We start from the raw sequence: 16,525 nt of genomic DNA, 5'->3' as shown, positions 1-16,525 counted from the left end.
TAAAATCAGATTTTCTTAATAAAACCTCAATTGTTTAGCTATTGTTAGCTAACTAACTTTTTATTTTAAGTCTAATTTGTCAATATCATTAAAGTGTACTTTTTGAACAATTGTTCCTTTTTCTAAAAGTACAATACTAGGATTTGCTCTTTCTACTGTTTTTAAAGTTGTTGCATCGCAAAAGTAATAATCAAATGTGTGTTTGAATTTAGTTTTATAAGCAGCAATTGTTTCAAGATTAGAAGAAGTCATACCAATTACCAAGTATCCTTTTGCAATTGCTTTTTGATGTAGTTCTTCTAAAGCTTCCATTCCTTTATCTTTTGATTTATCTAAGTCATACGAAATAAATAACATAACTTTTGGTTCTTGTAAAACACTATCAGTATAATCTGTTCCGTCTTTTTCAATAGAGAAATCATGAATTGGCGGAACATAACCTTGCTTGATTAGTTTGTCTTTTCTGTCAACAAATTCAGCTCCTTCAGGAATTTTATTAGCCATAACATCAGCATAACTAATTTCGGTATCCACACCATTTATTTTATAAATGAACACCATTTCATATTCGCTTTTTTCAGCTCCTTCGGGGATTTCCATTCCTTTTTGAATATTTGTGCCCACTTTATACGCTCTAAAATCGATTAAAGGCAAATGCTGTAAAACATAAAAAGCCATGAATAAACATAAAGAATAAGTAGCAAAAACGGTTAAGTTGATAGGAGTTTTATCTAATATTGGATTTATGAATTTTTGATTAAAGAAAAGTATTAGAATAAAGAATAACAATACAATATCTTTAGTAAACGATTCCCAAGGCGTTAACTTTAGAGCATCACCAAAACAACCACAATCGGTTACTTTATTAAAATAAGCAGAGTAAAAGGTAAGGAACGTGAAAAATACAATCATTGCTAATAAACTCCAAATGGTAAATTTGGTTTTAAAACCAATTAATAGCATTACCCCTAAAACAACTTCAAAAATGACAACAAAACAAGCAATTACTAGTGCAAATGGAATTAAAAATTCAACATTTAAAACATCTGCATTAAAATATTCTTCAAGTTTATAGGAAAAACCTATTGGGTCGTTTAATTTAATTAAGCCCGAAATTATAAATAATACGCCGACAAATATTCTTGAAAATTGTGTAATTATATTTCTAATATTCATTTTTATTTATTTTAAATTGAAAAATTATTTAGCAATATTCATGTGTATTAATGCAAATACAGAATAGTTAATCATATCTTGGTAATTGGCATCAATTCCTTCAGAAACTAATGTTTGTCCTTTATTGTCTTCAATTTGTTTTACACGAAGTAACTTTTGTAAAATTAAATCGGTTAAACTGCTTACACGCATTTCGCGCCAAGCTTCACCATAATCATGATTTTTATCTTCCATTAATTGCTTTGTTAAGGCAATTTTTTCATCATATAGTTTTACAGCATCGTCATATTTTAAATCAGGTTGCGTAGCAATACCTTTTTCAATTTGAATCAAGGCCATAATGCAATAGTTAATGATTCCTATAAATTCAGATGCTTCACCTTCATCAACTTTACGCACTTCATTTTCCTGAAGGCTTCTTATGCGTTGTGCTTTAATAAAAATTTGGTCAGTTAACGATGGTAAACGTAATATTCTCCAGGCTGTTCCGTAGTCTTTTGTTTTTTTGGTAAACAAATCGCGACAAATTGCTATCACTGCATCGTATTCTTGTGACGTATTCTTCATTATTTCGGTATCTTTGTAGTAAGTTTCTTCAAAAGTAACATTATTTTTTTGGAATGAATAATGAAGATTAACGAATTTTGATTTTAAAGTATGACTATTAACTGTAAAGGAAACCTTATTGATTTATCTACTCCTAAAATAATGGGGATTTTAAATGTAACTCCCGATTCATTTTATGATGGTGGTTCTTATAAAAACGAAATTGAAATAGTAGCACAGGTTGAGAAAATGATTGCCGAAGGCGCTACTTTTATTGATGTTGGTGCTTATTCGAGTAAACCAGGAGCCGAATTTGTTTCGGAAGATGAAGAATTGAATAGAATTTTACCTGTGATAGATTTACTTTTAAATAAGTTTCCAGATGTTTTATTGTCTATTGATACATTTAGAAGTGAAGTTGCAAAGCAAGCTATATATAAAGGTGCAGCTTTAATTAATGATATTTCTGCAGGTTTGTTAGGTGAAAAAATGTTAGAAACTGTTGCTCAATTGCAAGTTCCTTATATAATGATGCACATGAAAGGAACACCACAAACTATGCAATCATTAGCAATTTATGATGATGTTGTGAAAGAAGTTATGTTCTACTTTTCGGAAAGAATTAATGCCGCAAGAAAATTAGGAATTAATGATCTTATTGTTGACCCTGGATTTGGTTTTGCTAAAACATTAGAAGATAATTATGAAATCATGCAAAAATTGGAATTTTTCTCTATTTTAGAATTACCAATTTTAGTTGGAATTTCAAGAAAATCAATGATTTATAAATTATTAGAAAATGAACCACAAGATGCGTTAAATGGAACCACAGTTTTAAACACAATTGCATTACAAAAAGGAGCTCAAATTTTAAGAGTTCACGATGTTAAAGAAGCTCAAGAATGTATCAAAATATATACCCAACTAAAATGAAAAAAATAAGCATAACCTTAGTCGCATTTTTATTAATTGTTTCTTGTAAAAAAGAAGACGTTCAATTACCAAAAGCAGATATTTCTGTAATGAAAGATATTACAGATCACTCGCCAATTTATATGTTTTATGAAAACGATAGTGTTGTAGATGTAAATAAAAACAATTCTATAAGTACTACAAATTGGGTTTTTAATATTGACAAAAGACTTCCATTAGGAATTGTTATTCCTGAAATAATGAAGCTTCAGTATAAAAAAGCAAATTCATCTCATAAAAAAGAAGGAGCAATTAATGTGTTTTCTTACGCAGATAGTATTGGGAAAAATTTAGCTTTTTTACCTTTTACAGACGTTCAATATAAAATAGATAAAGACTTTTCTAAGTTTTTTATTAAGAAAAATGCTGAAGCTTATATGCCGTATCATAACTTTACTGTCAATTTTAATAATGAAAATAAAATTACAGTTGATGGTAATGATATTGAGCGTGAAGAATTAGTAGACTTTATTAAAGATTTTGCTGATTTTACAAACGATGGAAAAACTACAATATTGCATTTAAACTTTGATAAGCGTTTGACTTTTGGCGAATATATTCAAAATAAAATATTAATATGGAAATTAAATTCGGATAAAATTCAAATTTCTTCTTTTGAATTTATTTATGATGTAAACGAATTACCTGATTGTAATTGTAAATTATAAGAATAAAAAAAGCCTTGCAATTGCAAGGCTTTTTTTATGTTTCTATTTGAATTCCGACATTTCGTCTTTATTTTCTTTTTTCTCAAGTTTCTTTTCAAATAATTTATTGATTTGATCTAAATTAAATGCTTTAGTAACACCTGTAGTTTCATTCTTTTTGTTTTTAGCCATAAACTGAACATAAGTTTGTCCTAAGTTTTTTGAATAATGTAACCAAACGAAATCTTCTGGTAATTCTAATTTAATATCTACTAAAGGATCTGAGTTAAAACCATCAACGATAATTTTATTTAGAGCTTCATAATCATTATTTAAATCTTTAAAGTAAAAAGACTTAGAATTGATTGATTCTTCATTTTCAATATTTTTATAAAAGAAAGTATATTTATTTCCTTCTGTTAAAATAAATATGTCATTTTGCCCAATTGAACCTAATCTAATTATAGGAGTAGTTTCAATTACTTTAATTTGCGCATTAGAAAAAAAAGTTAAGAAAAGTGCACAAGCAAGAATAATTTTTTTCATGTGGTAGTTATTAATTAATCGGTTAAGTTTATTTTTTGCTAAATATATATCAAAATATATATATATCAAAAAATTATCAATTTATAAAATGATTTTTTTTAAAAACTATTGATGATGATAAGGTTCGTTTCTTAAAATGGTGAATCCACGATAAATTTGTTCAATTACAAACAAGCGAACCATTTGGTGAGAAAAAGTCATTTCTGATAAAGAAACTTTACCAACAGCTTGTTTATAAACGGTGTCGCTAAATCCATAAGGGCCACCAATTACAAAAACTAACGTTTTTATTCCAGCATTCATTTTCTTTTGTAGAAAATTAGAAAAACCGACACTCGAAAATGTTTTGCCGTTTTCGTCTAACAAAATTAAATGGTCTGTTGGCGTAATTTTAGACAAGATTAATTCGCCTTCTTTTTCTTTTTGTTGGGCTTCGCTTAAATTCTTTACGTTTTTAATATCAGGAATAATTTCTAAATCAAACTTTACATAAAAAGACAAACGCTTGGTGTACTCATCAATCAGCGATTGTAAGTTTTTATTGTCTGTTTTTCCTATGGTTATGAGTTTGATGTTCATTGATTATTGTTTATTCGTTGATTTGGTTATTTGTGGATTTGGGAATTACTTATAAAAAAATAATATGAAATTTTCAATATCTTTTTTTGACCAACTAAAACTATAAGCTTTATTGTATTTAGTTTCTAAATCCATTAAATTTAAATAAAGTTCATTTTCAGTAAATTGATTTGACTGAAAAATATGTTTAAATTCACTTTTTAAAAGAATCTTGTTTATTTCTTTTTCTTTATTATACATTTCAAATAGATAAAGAAGAATAAAGTTTGAATAAATTGAATTTTCAATTTTCAAATCTTCAATATATAAAAGGTTTTTTTTTGATTCTAACCAATCTAATTCACTTAAACATCTATAAGATAAAATTAGGTTCTTATCTTTAAAATTATTTTCATAAGCATTTTCTAGAATAAAGGAATTTTTATTATCCGAAAATTTTCCAATAGTATATATAGTATAACTTATTTTTTCTAAATCAGTACAATGTAAATTATTTTCTAAGACTTTAAAGAAGTGTTGTTTTTTTAATTCTTCGTAATATTCTTTTTTTGTGTTTTTTGATAAATCTGAACCTAAATAAAAATCTCTAGCAAATGTTAGTATTTCAACGTAATCATGTTTGGAATTTACTATCCAATCAATTATTTCTGATACTAATTCTGAAATTGTAATTTCTTCAAATAAAAAATTCAAATTACAATCAAATGAATATTCATTTTTTAAATAATCAAGTAGAAATTCTTTCTTCATTTTTCAAATTATTTACTTTTAGATTTCTCCTAAAGTCGAAATGACAAGTTTGTGTTTAGTTTTTCCAAATAAACAAATAAACAATTAACCAAATCAACAAATCCACATTTAAAGCTTCTCCGCTAAATACTTTCCAGTAACCGAATTCTTATCTTTTGCTACTTCTTCAGGTGTTCCAAAAGCCATTAGTTTTCCGCCATATTCTCCGCCTTCTGGACCAATATCAATAATATAATCGGCACACTTAATTAAATCTAAATTATGCTCAATTACAATAATAGAATGTCCTTTGTCAATTAAAGCATCAAATGATTTTAGAAGTTTTTTAATGTCGTGAAAATGCAAACCAGTTGTTGGTTCGTCAAAAACAAATAGCGCTTTGTCTTTAATTGTTCCCTTTACTAAAAACGAAGCCAATTTAATACGTTGTGCTTCTCCACCAGAAAGTGTAGAAGAAGATTGTCCAAGTTGTACATAGCCTAAACCAACATCTTGTAAACATTGTAACTTCTGAGTAATTTTTGTTTGCTTGTGTTCGGTAAAAAAAGCTAAAGCATCATCAATAGTAAGTTTTAAAACATCATCAATGTTTTTACCTTCAAAAGTAGCTTCTAACACTTCTTTTTTAAATCGTTTTCCATTACACGTTTCACATTCTAAATGCACATCGGCCATGAATTGCATTTCAATAGTTACTTCACCATCACCTTTACAGGTTTCACATCTTCCGCCATCGACATTAAATGAGAAATGCTTTGGTAAATAACCTCTTAATTTTGAAACATTTTGTTTAGAAAACAATTCTCTAATATCGTCATATGCTTTTATATACGTAACCGGATTGGAACGTGAACTTCTACCAATTGGGTTTTGGTCAACGTATTCAATATGTTTTATGTTTGAGAAATTCCCTGCAAGTTCTGTAAACTGCCCCGGTTTTTCACCAACGCCTTCTAATTTCTTTTGAATGGCAGGAAACAATATTTTTTTAACCAATGTACTTTTTCCACTACCAGAAACTCCTGTTATAACCGTTAAGCAATCTAATGGAAACGTAAAATCTTGATTTTGTAAATTATTTTCTCTTGCTCCAATAATATCAACGTGATTTTTAAATTTTCTACGCTTTTTTGGAACGGCAATTTCTTCTTGTCCGTTTAAGTATTTGGCAGTTAAAGAATCGGCTTTTAAAATTTCATCATACGTTCCTTGTGCAACTAAGTACCCGCCATTTGTTCCTGCTTCCGGACCAATATCAATTATCATATCGGCGGCCTTCATGATGTCTTCGTCATGTTCAACAACAATAACAGTATTTCCTAAATCGCGAAGTTCTTTTAATACTTCAATTAATCGTTCGGTGTCTTTTGGGTGTAATCCAATGCTTGGTTCATCTAAAATATACATTGAACCCACTAAACTACTTCCAAGTGAAGTGGCAAGATTAATTCGTTGAGATTCTCCACCAGATAAAGTAGCAGAATTTCTATTTAAAGTTAAATAACTTAATCCAACATTATACAGAAAACCTAATCGGTTATTGATTTCAATTAAAAGTCGTTTTGCAACTTTTGCATCGTAATCGTTTAATTCTAATGTTTTAAAGAATTCAATTAGTTTAACAATTGGTAAATCAACAAGTTCTGAAATGGTTTTATTTGCAATTTTGATATAATTCGCCTCAGGTCTTAATCTTTTTCCTTTACAAGCCGTACATTTTGTTTTTCCTCTATAACGAGATAACATTACACGATTTTGAATTTTATAATTCTTTTCTTCAAGTTCAGCGAAGAATGCATCTAGACCTGTAAAATACTTATTTCCAGTCCAAATCAACTGCTTTTGTTCTTCCGTTAGCTCAAAAATAGGTTTGTGAATAGGAAAATCGAACTTATAAGCATTGTTTACCAATTCATCTCTAAACCAACTCATGCTTTCACCGCGCCAAGGATAAATTCCGTTTTCGTATACAGAAAGTGCTGTATTTGGAAAAACCAATTCTTCATCGATACCAATAACGCTTCCGTAACCTTCACATTTTGGACAAGCTCCATATGGATTGTTAAAGCTGAATAAATGAATATTAGGTTCTAAAAAAGTCATTCCGTCAAGATCAAAATTTGAACTGAAAGAAAACTTATTTTCAGTATTTAATTCTTGTAAATAACATTCACCTTTTCCTTCATAGAAAGCGACTTGTACAGAATCGGCTAATCTGTTGAAAAACTCTTCTTCTTTTTTAACTACAATTCTATCAATAATTAATAAAACGTCTTTTACATTTAATTTATCAGCTTCAATTTCGTCTAAACGAACCATTTCGTTTTTAACTAAAACACGAGCAAAACCTTGTTGTAATAATACTTTTAATTTATCTTCTAAGGGTCTTCCTTCCTCTAAATGAATTGGTGAAAGTAATAACCATTTGCTGTTTTCTTCTAAAGTTTCAATTTTAGAAATTACGTCTGAAATGGTATCTTTTTTTACTTCTTGACCCGAAATAGGAGAGTAGGTTTTACCAATACGAGCAAATAGTAATTTAAAATAATCGTAAATTTCAGTTGAAGTTCCTACGGTAGAACGTGCATTTGTAGTGTTTACTTTTTGTTCAATAGCAATTGCAGGAGCAATTCCTTTAATGTATTCTACTTTAGGCTTGTCTAAACGGCCTAAAAATTGACGTGCATAAGAAGATAAACTTTCTACATAACGTCTTTGACCTTCTGCATATAAAGTATCAAATGCTAAACTTGATTTTCCTGAACCAGAAAGACCAGTTACCACAACTAGTTTGTTTCTAGGTATAGCAACATCTATATTTTTTAAATTATGGAGTTGAGCACCTTTTATTAAGATGTTTTTTTTTGGTTCTAGCTTCGAAAAGTCGGTTTTTATCATGGCAAAAAGTAAAGATTTGCAAATTTACATAAATTAAAATCATAAGCCAATATAATACAGTCTTAGAAAGAAATCAATTGGGTTTAAAATTTTAAGTAGTAATCAACAAAAAATCAATATTTTTATCATTAACTTGCTAATAATTAGTTGTTTTTTCTCTTTTTTTGGTAAATTTTAACTTTTTAAATAAAAATGTTAACGAATATTTGGTTTTTATATTTTATTTGCTTTAAATTTGACCTTATTAACAATCTAAAAAGATAGCCTATACTTAAAAATTACTTTTATAAAATTTACAATTCCAATAAATTAAAAGGTAATCTTATGGCTAATCACAAACTTTCTGACAGTATTTTGGTTAAAAACTATATTGAAGGTGATGAACAATCATTATCAATTTTAATAGAAAGACATCAATCTAAAATTTATGGATTCATTTATTCTAAAATTAATGATAAAGATTTATGTGAAGATATCTTTCAAGATACTTTTATTAAGGTAATTAAAACACTTAAAGCAAAATCATACAATGAAGAAGGTAAGTTTTTACCTTGGGTTATGCGTATTGCACATAATTTAGTAATTGATCATTTTAGAAAATCTAAAAGAATGCGTTTTCAGAGAGATACTGATGAATATTCTATTTTCTCACTTTTATCAGATACTAGTTTAAATGTTGAGAATCAAATTATTTTAGAACAAGTTGAATTAGATTTAACTAAACTTATTGAAGAACTTCCAGAAGACCAGAAAGAAGTTTTAAAAATGCGTATTTACCAAGATTTAAGTTTTAAAGAAATAGCAGAAACTACTGGTGTTAGTATTAATACTGCCTTAGGTAGAATGCGTTATGCAATTATGAACTTAAGAAAAGTGATAGAAAAAAATCAAATTATTTTAACGAATTTAACAATAATATAATATTGGTTTGCGTTATAGATGAAAACACAATAAATTCTATGGCAAAACTTTACTCTAAAAAGAAATTAGCAACCAATAAAATGTTACCTAAAAAAGAAACGATTTCGTTTATTCTTAACTATTCTAAAGCGTTGAGAATTGAAAAAGTAGGCAAACTAACCTTTGAAATTATTGCTAATTAAAAAAAAGCCTCGTAAACAGATTACGAGGCTTTTTTGTTGTACTCATCTAAAATCGATTTTCTACCAATAGTTTTAGTGATAATATCTTTCTCTAAATCCCAACCACGTGCTGGAGAATATTCTCTTCCGTACCAAATAATTTGTAAGTGTAAATCGTTCCAAAGTTCTTTTGGGAAAATACGCTTTGCATCTTTTTCAGTTTGCTGAACATTTTTTCCATTGGTTAAGTTCCAACGGTACATTAAACGATGAATATGAGTATCAACTGGAAATGCAGGAACCCCAAAAGCTTGACTCATAACAACACTTGCTGTTTTATGTCCAACGGCTGGTAATTCTTCTAAAGCTTCAAAGCTTTGAGGAACTTCTCCATTATGTTTGTCAATTAATATATGTGATAATCCGTGAATTCCTTTTGATTTCATAGGAGAAAGTCCGCAAGGTTTTATAATTTCCTTAATTTCTTCCACACTCATTTTTATCATATCATACGGATTATCAGCCTTTGCAAACAAAAGTGGTGTAATTTGATTTACCCTTACATCTGTACATTGTGCTGAAAGTAAAACGGCAATCAATAAGGTGTATGGATCTTTATGATCTAAAGGAATTGGAATCTCTGGATATAATTCGTTTAACGTATTTATAACAAATGTTACTTTTTCGTTCTTTGTCATTTTTGTACTTTTATAGTTTATTACAACTTTTAACAAAGTTACACTTAATACAAATTAAACAAAATATAAAATGACAACTTTAAAAATAGGAGATAAGGCTCCAAATTTTTCAGGATTAGATCAAAATGGAAAACAACATTCTTTATCTGATTATAAAGGAAAAAAATTAGTAGTTTTCTTTTATCCAAAAGCAAGTACGCCTGGTTGTACGGCTGAAGCATGTGATTTAAGAGATAATTTTGAACGCTTTAAAGCAAATAATTATGAAATTCTTGGAGTTAGTGCTGATAGTGCTAAACGCCAAGCAAATTTTATTGAGAAAAATAAATTACCTTTTCCGCTTTTAGCTGACGAAGAAAAATCGGTTATTGAGGCATTTGGTGTTTGGGGACCAAAAAAATTTATGGGTAAAGAGTATGATGGAATTCATAGAACTACTTTTGTAATTGATGAAAATGGTATTTTAACTGATGTTATTGAGAAAGTAAAAACAAAAGCCCACGCAGAGCAAATACTAGATTAATAAAAAATCCCGCAATTGCGGGATTTTTTTAGTTTGTTTTTTCTGCTATTTGTTTTGTAGGATCATAACCAAACAAATTGTGCGTTTTTATAATTTCAGAAATACCTTCAGGAAGCATTTCTTCCCAACCTTCTTCGTTATTGGTAATCATTTTTAGTACTTTTCTAGAAAATATTTCTAGATTTTTTTCTTCAAAATCTTCAATATCAACTACTTTACCATTAAATTTAAAGAACTTATACAACTCTTTCATTCTTGGATGTACTTTTAAATTATCTGAATTGATAATTGATCCATCCTCATCTTTCATAGGATACAAGTATACTTTTAAATCTCTGTAGAATAATTTACCAAAAGCTTCCAGAATACCTCCAGATAAATGGCGGTAATATTTTTCGTCAAATATATCTACAAGATTATTAACTCCCATTGCAAGCCCCATGCGAGCTTTTGTATAATTAGAAAAATATTCTACTACTTTAAAGTATTCTTGGAAATTAGAAATCATTACTGTTTGTCCTAGAGAACAAAGTAATTCTGCTCTATCTAAAAAGTCTCTCTCATCAATTTCACCTTCCGCTTTTAAGTTAGATAGGGTAATTTCAAAAATCACAAATGTATTTTCTTTATCAACTTTTTTCTCTTCAATAAACATGTTATATGACTTCTTAAACATGTTCATATTTACCTTAGTAACAGGCCTAAAACTTCCTCTTAAAGCTAAAATATTTTTTTTGTATAAAACAGCAGCTGGTAGAATGTTGTTCCCGTCTGGACCAAACATTACAGCATCGGTCATACCATTTTTAACCAATTGCAAACTCATTAAGCGATTATCAACTTCGGCAAAACGAGGTCCAGAGAAATTAATGGTATCAATTTCTAACTGATCTTTATCTAAATGATCGTATAAATAGCGTAATAATTTTTTTGGATCGTTGTATTTATAAAATGCACCATAAATTAAATTTACACCTAAAATACCAAGAGTTTCTTGTTGTAGTTTAGCATCTGTTTCCTTAAAACGGATATGTAATAAAATTTCATTATACTCTTCATTTGGTTCTACTTGATAGCGTATTCCTACCCAACCGTGCCCTTTATATTGTTTTGCAAAATCTATTGTAGCAACTGTATTTGCGTAAGTAAAGAATAATTTATTAGGATGTTTATCTCTTAATAAACGCTCTTCCATTAAGTTAGATTCATGTGAAAGCATTTTTCGCAACCTACTTTCGGTTACATATCGTCCATCATCTTCTACACCATAAATAGCATCACTAAAATCTTTATCATAAGCAGACATTGCTTTTGCAATTGTTCCAGAAGATGCTCCAGCTCTAAAAAAGTGACGAACAGTTTCTTGACCTGCACCAATCTCAGAAAAAGTACCATATATATACTCATTAAGATTAATTCTTAGTGCTTTATCCTTAAGAGAAGGAATTTGCTCTATTATTTTATCTCCACTTAATTTTATGTCGGTTACAATACTTTTCATATATAACAGTAATTTTGGGTCAATTTTAAGTAATCTTATTTACTGCAAAGTTAATCATTTTGTTAAAAATTTAGGTAATTATTCTTATTTTTGTGTAAAAATATAACATTGAAGGTTTATTTCTTAGGAACAGGTACATCACAGGGGATTCCCGTCATTGGAAGCAATCACCCCGTTTGTTTAAGTGAAGATTTAAAAGACAAAAGATTAAGGGTTTCTGTTTGGGTTTATTCTAATAGTTTTTCTTTTGTAATTGATTGTGGGCCAGATTTTAGACAACAAATGTTAGCTTCTAAATGTTCAAAAATTGATGCCATTTTATTTACTCATGAACATTCAGATCATACTGCCGGTTTAGACGATATTCGTCCTTTTAACTTTAAACAAGGTGCTCTTTCTGTATATGCTCATCAAAGAGTAATTCAAAATTTAGAAAAGCGTTTTGATTATATTTTTGAAACGGAAAATAAATATCCTGGAGCTCCTTCTGTACAAACACATGAAGTAAAAGAAAACGTTCCATTTAGTGTAAACAATATACGAGTTGTTCCAATCAATGCTTTTCATGGAAGTTTACAGGTTTTTGGATATAAAATAGAAGATTTTGTGTATTTAACCGATGTTAAAACCATTTCTCAAGATGAAATAAATAAAATTATTAATTGTAAAATATTGGTAATTAATTGCTTACGTGAAGAGCATCATAATACACATTTTAATTTACAAGAAGCTTTAGATTTTATATCTTTGGTTCAGCCCCAAAAGGCCTATTTAACACACATAAGTCACTTATTTGGATTTCATGAAGATATACAACAAAAACTCCCAAATAACGTTTATGTAGCATATGATAATTTAGAAATTTCAATTTAAACTCATTTTTTATGAAAAACACATTCATGTATTTATTTATCTTTTCGTTATTGATAAATGTTTTTTTATACGTTAATTCAAACAAAATTTTAAAAGCTAAAGATGCTGACGTTATTAGAATGAAGGAAAGCTTAAAAGCGGCTAATGTTTCTATCGATTCATTAAAAGCAAGCGATTATTTTTCTATTGAAACAGATCAAGACGCACAAGATTATTTTTACAATAAAAATTTAGATTACCCAAAAGTAATGGCTAAAATTAATGAAGATTTAGTTACATTAAATACAAATAAAGAAGGTAATAAATTAGTTCCTTATGAACCAATTGACGGAAAGCCATTTATTATTAATAAAGCAAAAATGTTAAACCATAGATGGATTATTGCCGAATATTCTAATTCTAGTTTATGGGGGCAAGTTTTAATAAAATATTTTCATAATGATGATAAACCAACCGATTTTGAAACGGTAGAAACCATTATGTATGAAAAACAATCAATGAAATAATATTTAAAGCTCCAATTTTGGAGCTTTTTTTATAAGAAAAAACTATTTTGAAATCGAAAATTGCAATTTCAACGTATATGATTTTAATTCGTTTATTTGTACTTTTGAAATAAATAAAAAAAATGAAAATTGTTATATCTCCAGCAAAGTCATTGGATTTTGAAGCTAAATTACCTACTAAATTATTTACGGAATCTGAATTTTTAAAGAAATCAGAAACCGTACAAAAGGTTTTGAAAAAGAAAAAACCAAAGCAATTGATGGAATTAATGTCAATTTCAGATAAGTTGGCCGATTTAAATTGGCAACGTAACCAAGATTGGGCAATTCCTTTTACTTCTGAAAATGCACGACCGGCAATTTTTGCTTTTAATGGCGATGTATATACAGGTTTAGATTCATATACAATTCCAGAAGAAAAATTAACTATTTTACAAGATAAATTGAGAATTTTATCAGGATTGTATGGTATGCTTAAGCCACTTGATTTAATGCAACCATATCGTTTAGAAATGGGAACAAAAATTGAAATTGGTGCAAAGAAGAATTTATATGAATTTTGGAAAAAAACAATTACTGATGCTTTAAACAAAGAACTTTCTAAAGATGAATTGTTTATTAATTTAGCGAGTAACGAATATTTTAGCGCCATTGATACCAAAGCGTTAAAAGTAGCTGTCATTACGCCAGAATTTAAAGATTATAAAGAAGGAAAATTAAAAATGATTAGTTTCTTCGCTAAAAAGGCTAGGGGATTAATGGTACGTTATATTATTGATACCAATGCAGAAACCATTGATGATTTAAAACAATTTAATTACGATGGTTATGCGTTTGATGCCAATTTATCTAAAGGAAATAAGTTGGTTTTTACGAGATAGATAAGCTAAAGTGTTGCTAATTGTACAGCAAATAGTTTTTGAAAACGTTCTGGAAATTCATCTTTTATATGAATATTTTCGTAGGTAAAAGGATGGGTAAACTGTAAAGAATAGGCATGTAAATACAAACCTTTTCCATTTAAAATTAAGGGTTCTGTTCCATAGGTTTTATCTCCTAAAATAGGATTTCCTATACTGGCCAAATGAATGCGCAATTGATGTCTTCTGCCTGTACACGGATTCAATTGTACTAAATTAAGCTTACCAAAACGTTCTGAATTTAGTGTTGCAAGTACTTTATAACTCGATTTAGATTCTTTACCGTCGACTTCATCTTTAATAATACCATGAGTTTGCATTTCACCAATGGTAACGGCATAATATGTTTTTTGAATCTTTTTTTCTTCAAATAGTTCATTTAAAATACGAATACTAGTACTTGTTTTACCTACTAATAATACGCCAGTTGTGGCATAATCTAATCGATGTACAGGCTGTGGTTTGGTAGCATCTGCAAGTGGACTTTGTTTTAGGTTTTGTGGCAATGCATTTGCAATGGTTTTAAAACCGTTACCGCTTACTAAAATTCCTGCAGGTTTATGAATAATGGCTAAAAATGCATCTTCATACAACACAGTAAGCGGAAATACCAACTTTCTTTGCTTACTTGCTTCTTCCGGAATAGTTAAGATTATAGTTTCTCCGCCTTTGATTAAGGTTGCGGTTGTGGCAATGTTGCCGTTTACAGTAATATAGTTTTTCTTAAGTGCTTTTTTTAAAGCCGACTTGGTTAATGCCAACATGAAAATTCCAACTCCATATTCTTGTAAGCGAACAGGAGCAATTAGCGTTGGAACGATATGGGTTTCAATTGATTTAATAATGTTTTTATTTCTATTTCTTAAAAAGAGGCGTTTTTCATTATGATGTTTTAGCGAGTTGCTTTATCATACCTTTAAAAATGAAGCCATGAAAAGGTAAAACAGAGTACCAATATAATCTTCCTGCTAAGCCTAAGGGTCTAAAGGTAGCTGTTTGTATAAGTTGGTTGTTTACTATTTTAAACTCTAGCCAAGCTTCACCCGGTAATTTCATTTCTGCAAATAAAAGCAAACGCCCTTCTTCTTTATTTGCATATAAAACACGCCAGAAGTCAATTGTATCTCCAACATTTATAGTCGTTGTATTTGTTCTACCTCGCCTTAAGCCAACTCCTCCAAATATTTTATCTATAAAACCTCTTGTTTTCCATAAAAAGTTACCGTAGTACCAACCGGTTTTTCCACCAATACTCCATATTCTATCAATGCAAACTGCTTTGTTTTCTATGGTTATGGTTTTGTGGTCTTTAAAACAACCAAAAGTTGGCACTTGAATAAAGTCGGAGATGTTAAAATTTAAACCACTACTGCTATAGGCATCTTTCCAACTTGAAATGATTTCGTTATTTTCAATTTTATGAAAAGCTTTTTTTAATGCTTCTCTATAACTTATAGGTGTAAAGTTTAAAATTTCGTTAATTCTATTGTCTCTACAAACAACTTCAATTTTCATGCTGTGCACTAAAGAAGTTGCTAATTTATATGATGTAGAAGTTACAAAATAAAGCCAGTATGATGAAAGCTTAGGTGTCATAATGGGAATAATGTATATTTTTCTTTTTAAATTTCGTACTCTTCCAAATTCTAAAAGCATATTTTTATAAGACAAAATATCTGGTCCGCCTATGTCAAAATTTTCATTGTATGTTTGAGGATTGCCTAATGATTTGGTTAGAAATGTAATAACATCAGTAATTCCTATAGGTTGGCATTTTGTATGTAACCATTTTGGGGTTACCATTATAGGCAATTTTTCCACTAAATCTCTTATAATTTCAAAAGAAGCACTACCAGAGCCAATAATAATTCCGGCTCTAAATACCGTTAAGTTGTAAGAAGCTTTACCCAATTCAGTTTCTACATTTTTTCTGGAAGTTAAGTGTTTAGAAAGGTTTACTTCGTTTACAATTCCACTTAAATAAATAACCTGTTTTACATTAGTTTTCTTTAAAGCGTTTCTAAAGTTTATTGCAGATAATGCTTCTAAAGAATCGTAGTCATCTGAAGAAGACATCGAGTGAACCAAATAGTAAGCAGCATCAATATCGGATGGAATATTTTCTAAAGACTTTTCGTCTAATAAGTCAAGTTTTAATATGCTTATGTTTTGCTTTAGAGATTCAGGCGGATTAAATCGTTTTACATCTCTTACACAACAAATAACTTCATGACCTAATTCTACTAAAACGGGGAGAAGTCGTTTTCCAATATATCCTGTTGCTCCTGTAAGTAATATTTTCATCTAA

The 16,525-nt window shown here is 29.0% G+C and carries 18 protein-coding genes; 8 read left to right on the top strand and 10 right to left on the bottom strand.

The genetic code is table 11. The features are described from left to right. Positions 1-60 precede the first annotated feature (60 nt). Positions 61-1,170 carry a BT_3928 family protein gene (locus OLM55_RS10470; RefSeq protein ID WP_413614319.1) on the bottom strand — a complete coding sequence of 370 codons (1,110 nt, stop codon included), beginning with the start codon at positions 1,168-1,170 and terminating at the stop codon, positions 61-63. 30 nt (positions 1,171-1,200) lie between these two features. Further along, positions 1,201-1,743 (bottom strand): DUF1599 domain-containing protein, encoded by a 543-nt coding sequence (locus tag OLM55_RS10465; protein ID WP_264558850.1) that lies wholly within the window; start codon positions 1,741-1,743, stop codon positions 1,201-1,203. A 90-nt stretch (positions 1,744-1,833) separates the two neighbouring features. Between OLM55_RS10465 and folP the strand changes: the two genes are divergently transcribed. Both folP and OLM55_RS10455 read left to right on the top strand, forming a co-directional pair. Continuing rightward, complete coding sequence (gene folP / locus OLM55_RS10460; RefSeq protein ID WP_264558849.1) at positions 1,834-2,655, top strand: dihydropteroate synthase; 822 nt, start codon at positions 1,834-1,836, stop codon at positions 2,653-2,655. Beyond that, the gene (locus OLM55_RS10455) at positions 2,652-3,362 is read left to right on the top strand and encodes a hypothetical protein (RefSeq protein WP_264558848.1); all 711 of its coding nucleotides are present in this window, start codon (positions 2,652-2,654) and stop codon (positions 3,360-3,362) included. Before folP ends, OLM55_RS10455 begins: the two co-directional genes overlap by 4 nt. A 42-nt stretch (positions 3,363-3,404) precedes the next feature. On the opposite strand, the gene OLM55_RS10450 is transcribed toward OLM55_RS10455, so the two are convergent. From OLM55_RS10450 to uvrA, 4 genes are all read right to left on the bottom strand, one after another. Further along, complete coding sequence (locus tag OLM55_RS10450) at positions 3,405-3,887, bottom strand: hypothetical protein (RefSeq protein ID WP_264558847.1); 483 nt, start codon at positions 3,885-3,887, stop codon at positions 3,405-3,407. Positions 3,888-3,992: 105 nt separating this feature from the next. Then, complete coding sequence (rlmH, locus tag OLM55_RS10445) at positions 3,993-4,466, bottom strand: 23S rRNA (pseudouridine(1915)-N(3))-methyltransferase RlmH (protein ID WP_264558846.1); 474 nt, start codon at positions 4,464-4,466, stop codon at positions 3,993-3,995. A gap of 45 nt (positions 4,467-4,511) precedes the next feature. Further along, positions 4,512-5,216, bottom strand: a complete 705-nt coding sequence (locus OLM55_RS10440; protein WP_264558845.1) for a hypothetical protein — start codon at positions 5,214-5,216, stop codon at positions 4,512-4,514. Positions 5,217-5,324: 108 nt separating this feature from the next. Further along, the gene (gene uvrA, locus OLM55_RS10435) at positions 5,325-8,114 is read right to left on the bottom strand and encodes an excinuclease ABC subunit UvrA (RefSeq protein ID WP_264558844.1); all 2,790 of its coding nucleotides are present in this window, start codon (positions 8,112-8,114) and stop codon (positions 5,325-5,327) included. 324 nt (positions 8,115-8,438) lie between these two features. Between uvrA and OLM55_RS10430 the strand changes: the two genes are divergently transcribed. Together OLM55_RS10430 and OLM55_RS10425 are read left to right on the top strand one after the other, a co-directional pair. Then, positions 8,439-9,035 carry an RNA polymerase sigma factor gene (locus OLM55_RS10430; RefSeq protein ID WP_264558843.1) on the top strand — a complete coding sequence of 199 codons (597 nt, stop codon included), beginning with the start codon at positions 8,439-8,441 and terminating at the stop codon, positions 9,033-9,035. Between the two features lie 38 nt (positions 9,036-9,073). Next, positions 9,074-9,217: a hypothetical protein gene (locus tag OLM55_RS10425; RefSeq protein ID WP_264558842.1), complete on the top strand. Its 144-nt coding sequence runs from the start codon at positions 9,074-9,076 to the stop codon at positions 9,215-9,217. Between the two features lie 20 nt (positions 9,218-9,237). Here the strand turns inward: OLM55_RS10425 and OLM55_RS10420 are convergent, their stop codons facing one another. Then, entirely contained in the window at positions 9,238-9,894 is a 657-nt protein-coding gene (locus OLM55_RS10420) for an endonuclease III domain-containing protein (protein ID WP_264558841.1), read from the bottom strand. 70 nt (positions 9,895-9,964) lie between these two features. On the opposite strand from OLM55_RS10420, the gene bcp reads away from it, so the two are divergent. Beyond that, the gene (gene bcp / locus OLM55_RS10415; protein ID WP_264558840.1) at positions 9,965-10,417 is read left to right on the top strand and encodes a thioredoxin-dependent thiol peroxidase; all 453 of its coding nucleotides are present in this window, start codon (positions 9,965-9,967) and stop codon (positions 10,415-10,417) included. Positions 10,418-10,445: 28 nt separating this feature from the next. On the opposite strand, the gene OLM55_RS10410 is transcribed toward bcp, so the two are convergent. Continuing rightward, positions 10,446-11,909, bottom strand: coding sequence for a TonB-dependent receptor (locus tag OLM55_RS10410; protein ID WP_264560622.1), 1,464 nt, complete (start codon positions 11,907-11,909; stop codon positions 10,446-10,448). A gap of 117 nt (positions 11,910-12,026) precedes the next feature. Here OLM55_RS10410 and OLM55_RS10405 point away from each other — a divergent pair, with 117 nt between their 5' ends. The 3 genes from OLM55_RS10405 (at position 12,027) to yaaA (ending at position 14,178) form a co-directional block, all read left to right on the top strand. Then, positions 12,027-12,791 (top strand): MBL fold metallo-hydrolase, encoded by a 765-nt coding sequence (locus tag OLM55_RS10405; protein ID WP_264558839.1) that lies wholly within the window; start codon positions 12,027-12,029, stop codon positions 12,789-12,791. An 11-nt stretch (positions 12,792-12,802) separates the two neighbouring features. Continuing rightward, positions 12,803-13,297 (top strand): hydrolase, encoded by a 495-nt coding sequence (locus OLM55_RS10400; RefSeq protein ID WP_264558838.1) that lies wholly within the window; start codon positions 12,803-12,805, stop codon positions 13,295-13,297. Between the two features lie 122 nt (positions 13,298-13,419). Then, positions 13,420-14,178: a peroxide stress protein YaaA gene (gene yaaA, locus OLM55_RS10395; protein WP_264558837.1), complete on the top strand. Its 759-nt coding sequence runs from the start codon at positions 13,420-13,422 to the stop codon at positions 14,176-14,178. A gap of 5 nt (positions 14,179-14,183) precedes the next feature. On the opposite strand, the gene OLM55_RS10390 is transcribed toward yaaA, so the two are convergent. Together OLM55_RS10390 and OLM55_RS10385 are read right to left on the bottom strand one after the other, a co-directional pair. Continuing rightward, entirely contained in the window at positions 14,184-14,981 is a 798-nt protein-coding gene (locus OLM55_RS10390) for an RluA family pseudouridine synthase (RefSeq protein WP_264558836.1), read from the bottom strand. Positions 14,982-15,099: 118 nt separating this feature from the next. Beyond that, positions 15,100-16,521, bottom strand: coding sequence for an SDR family oxidoreductase (locus OLM55_RS10385; protein WP_264558835.1), 1,422 nt, complete (start codon positions 16,519-16,521; stop codon positions 15,100-15,102). Positions 16,522-16,525: the final 4 nt, after the last annotated feature.

It is taken from the genome of Flavobacterium sp. N2270 (assembly GCF_025947225.1).
In the GTDB taxonomy this organism is placed as follows: domain Bacteria; phylum Bacteroidota; class Bacteroidia; order Flavobacteriales; family Flavobacteriaceae; genus Flavobacterium.
This window is presented reverse-complemented; position numbering and strand designations above follow the sequence as displayed.

Coding starts and splice junctions, on each gene's coding strand:
- OLM55_RS10455 (WP_264558848.1), top strand. CDS start 2,652: ATGAAAAAAATAAGCATAACCTTAGTCGCATTTTTATTAATTGTTTCT.
- OLM55_RS10385 (WP_264558835.1), bottom strand. CDS start 16,521: ATGAAAATATTACTTACAGGAGCAACAGGATATATTGGAAAACGACTT.
- uvrA (WP_264558844.1), bottom strand. CDS start 8,114: ATGATAAAAACCGACTTTTCGAAGCTAGAACCAAAAAAAAACATCTTA.
- folP (WP_264558849.1), top strand. CDS start 1,834: ATGACTATTAACTGTAAAGGAAACCTTATTGATTTATCTACTCCTAAA.
- OLM55_RS10430 (WP_264558843.1), top strand. CDS start 8,439: ATGGCTAATCACAAACTTTCTGACAGTATTTTGGTTAAAAACTATATT.
- OLM55_RS10440 (WP_264558845.1), bottom strand. CDS start 5,216: ATGAAGAAAGAATTTCTACTTGATTATTTAAAAAATGAATATTCATTT.
- yaaA (WP_264558837.1), top strand. CDS start 13,420: ATGAAAATTGTTATATCTCCAGCAAAGTCATTGGATTTTGAAGCTAAA.
- OLM55_RS10400 (WP_264558838.1), top strand. CDS start 12,803: ATGAAAAACACATTCATGTATTTATTTATCTTTTCGTTATTGATAAAT.
- OLM55_RS10465 (WP_264558850.1), bottom strand. CDS start 1,743: ATGAAGAATACGTCACAAGAATACGATGCAGTGATAGCAATTTGTCGC.
- OLM55_RS10425 (WP_264558842.1), top strand. CDS start 9,074: ATGGCAAAACTTTACTCTAAAAAGAAATTAGCAACCAATAAAATGTTA.
- rlmH (WP_264558846.1), bottom strand. CDS start 4,466: ATGAACATCAAACTCATAACCATAGGAAAAACAGACAATAAAAACTTA.
- OLM55_RS10450 (WP_264558847.1), bottom strand. CDS start 3,887: ATGAAAAAAATTATTCTTGCTTGTGCACTTTTCTTAACTTTTTTTTCT.
- bcp (WP_264558840.1), top strand. CDS start 9,965: ATGACAACTTTAAAAATAGGAGATAAGGCTCCAAATTTTTCAGGATTA.
- OLM55_RS10390 (WP_264558836.1), bottom strand. CDS start 14,981: ATGTTGGCATTAACCAAGTCGGCTTTAAAAAAAGCACTTAAGAAAAAC.
- OLM55_RS10420 (WP_264558841.1), bottom strand. CDS start 9,894: ATGACAAAGAACGAAAAAGTAACATTTGTTATAAATACGTTAAACGAA.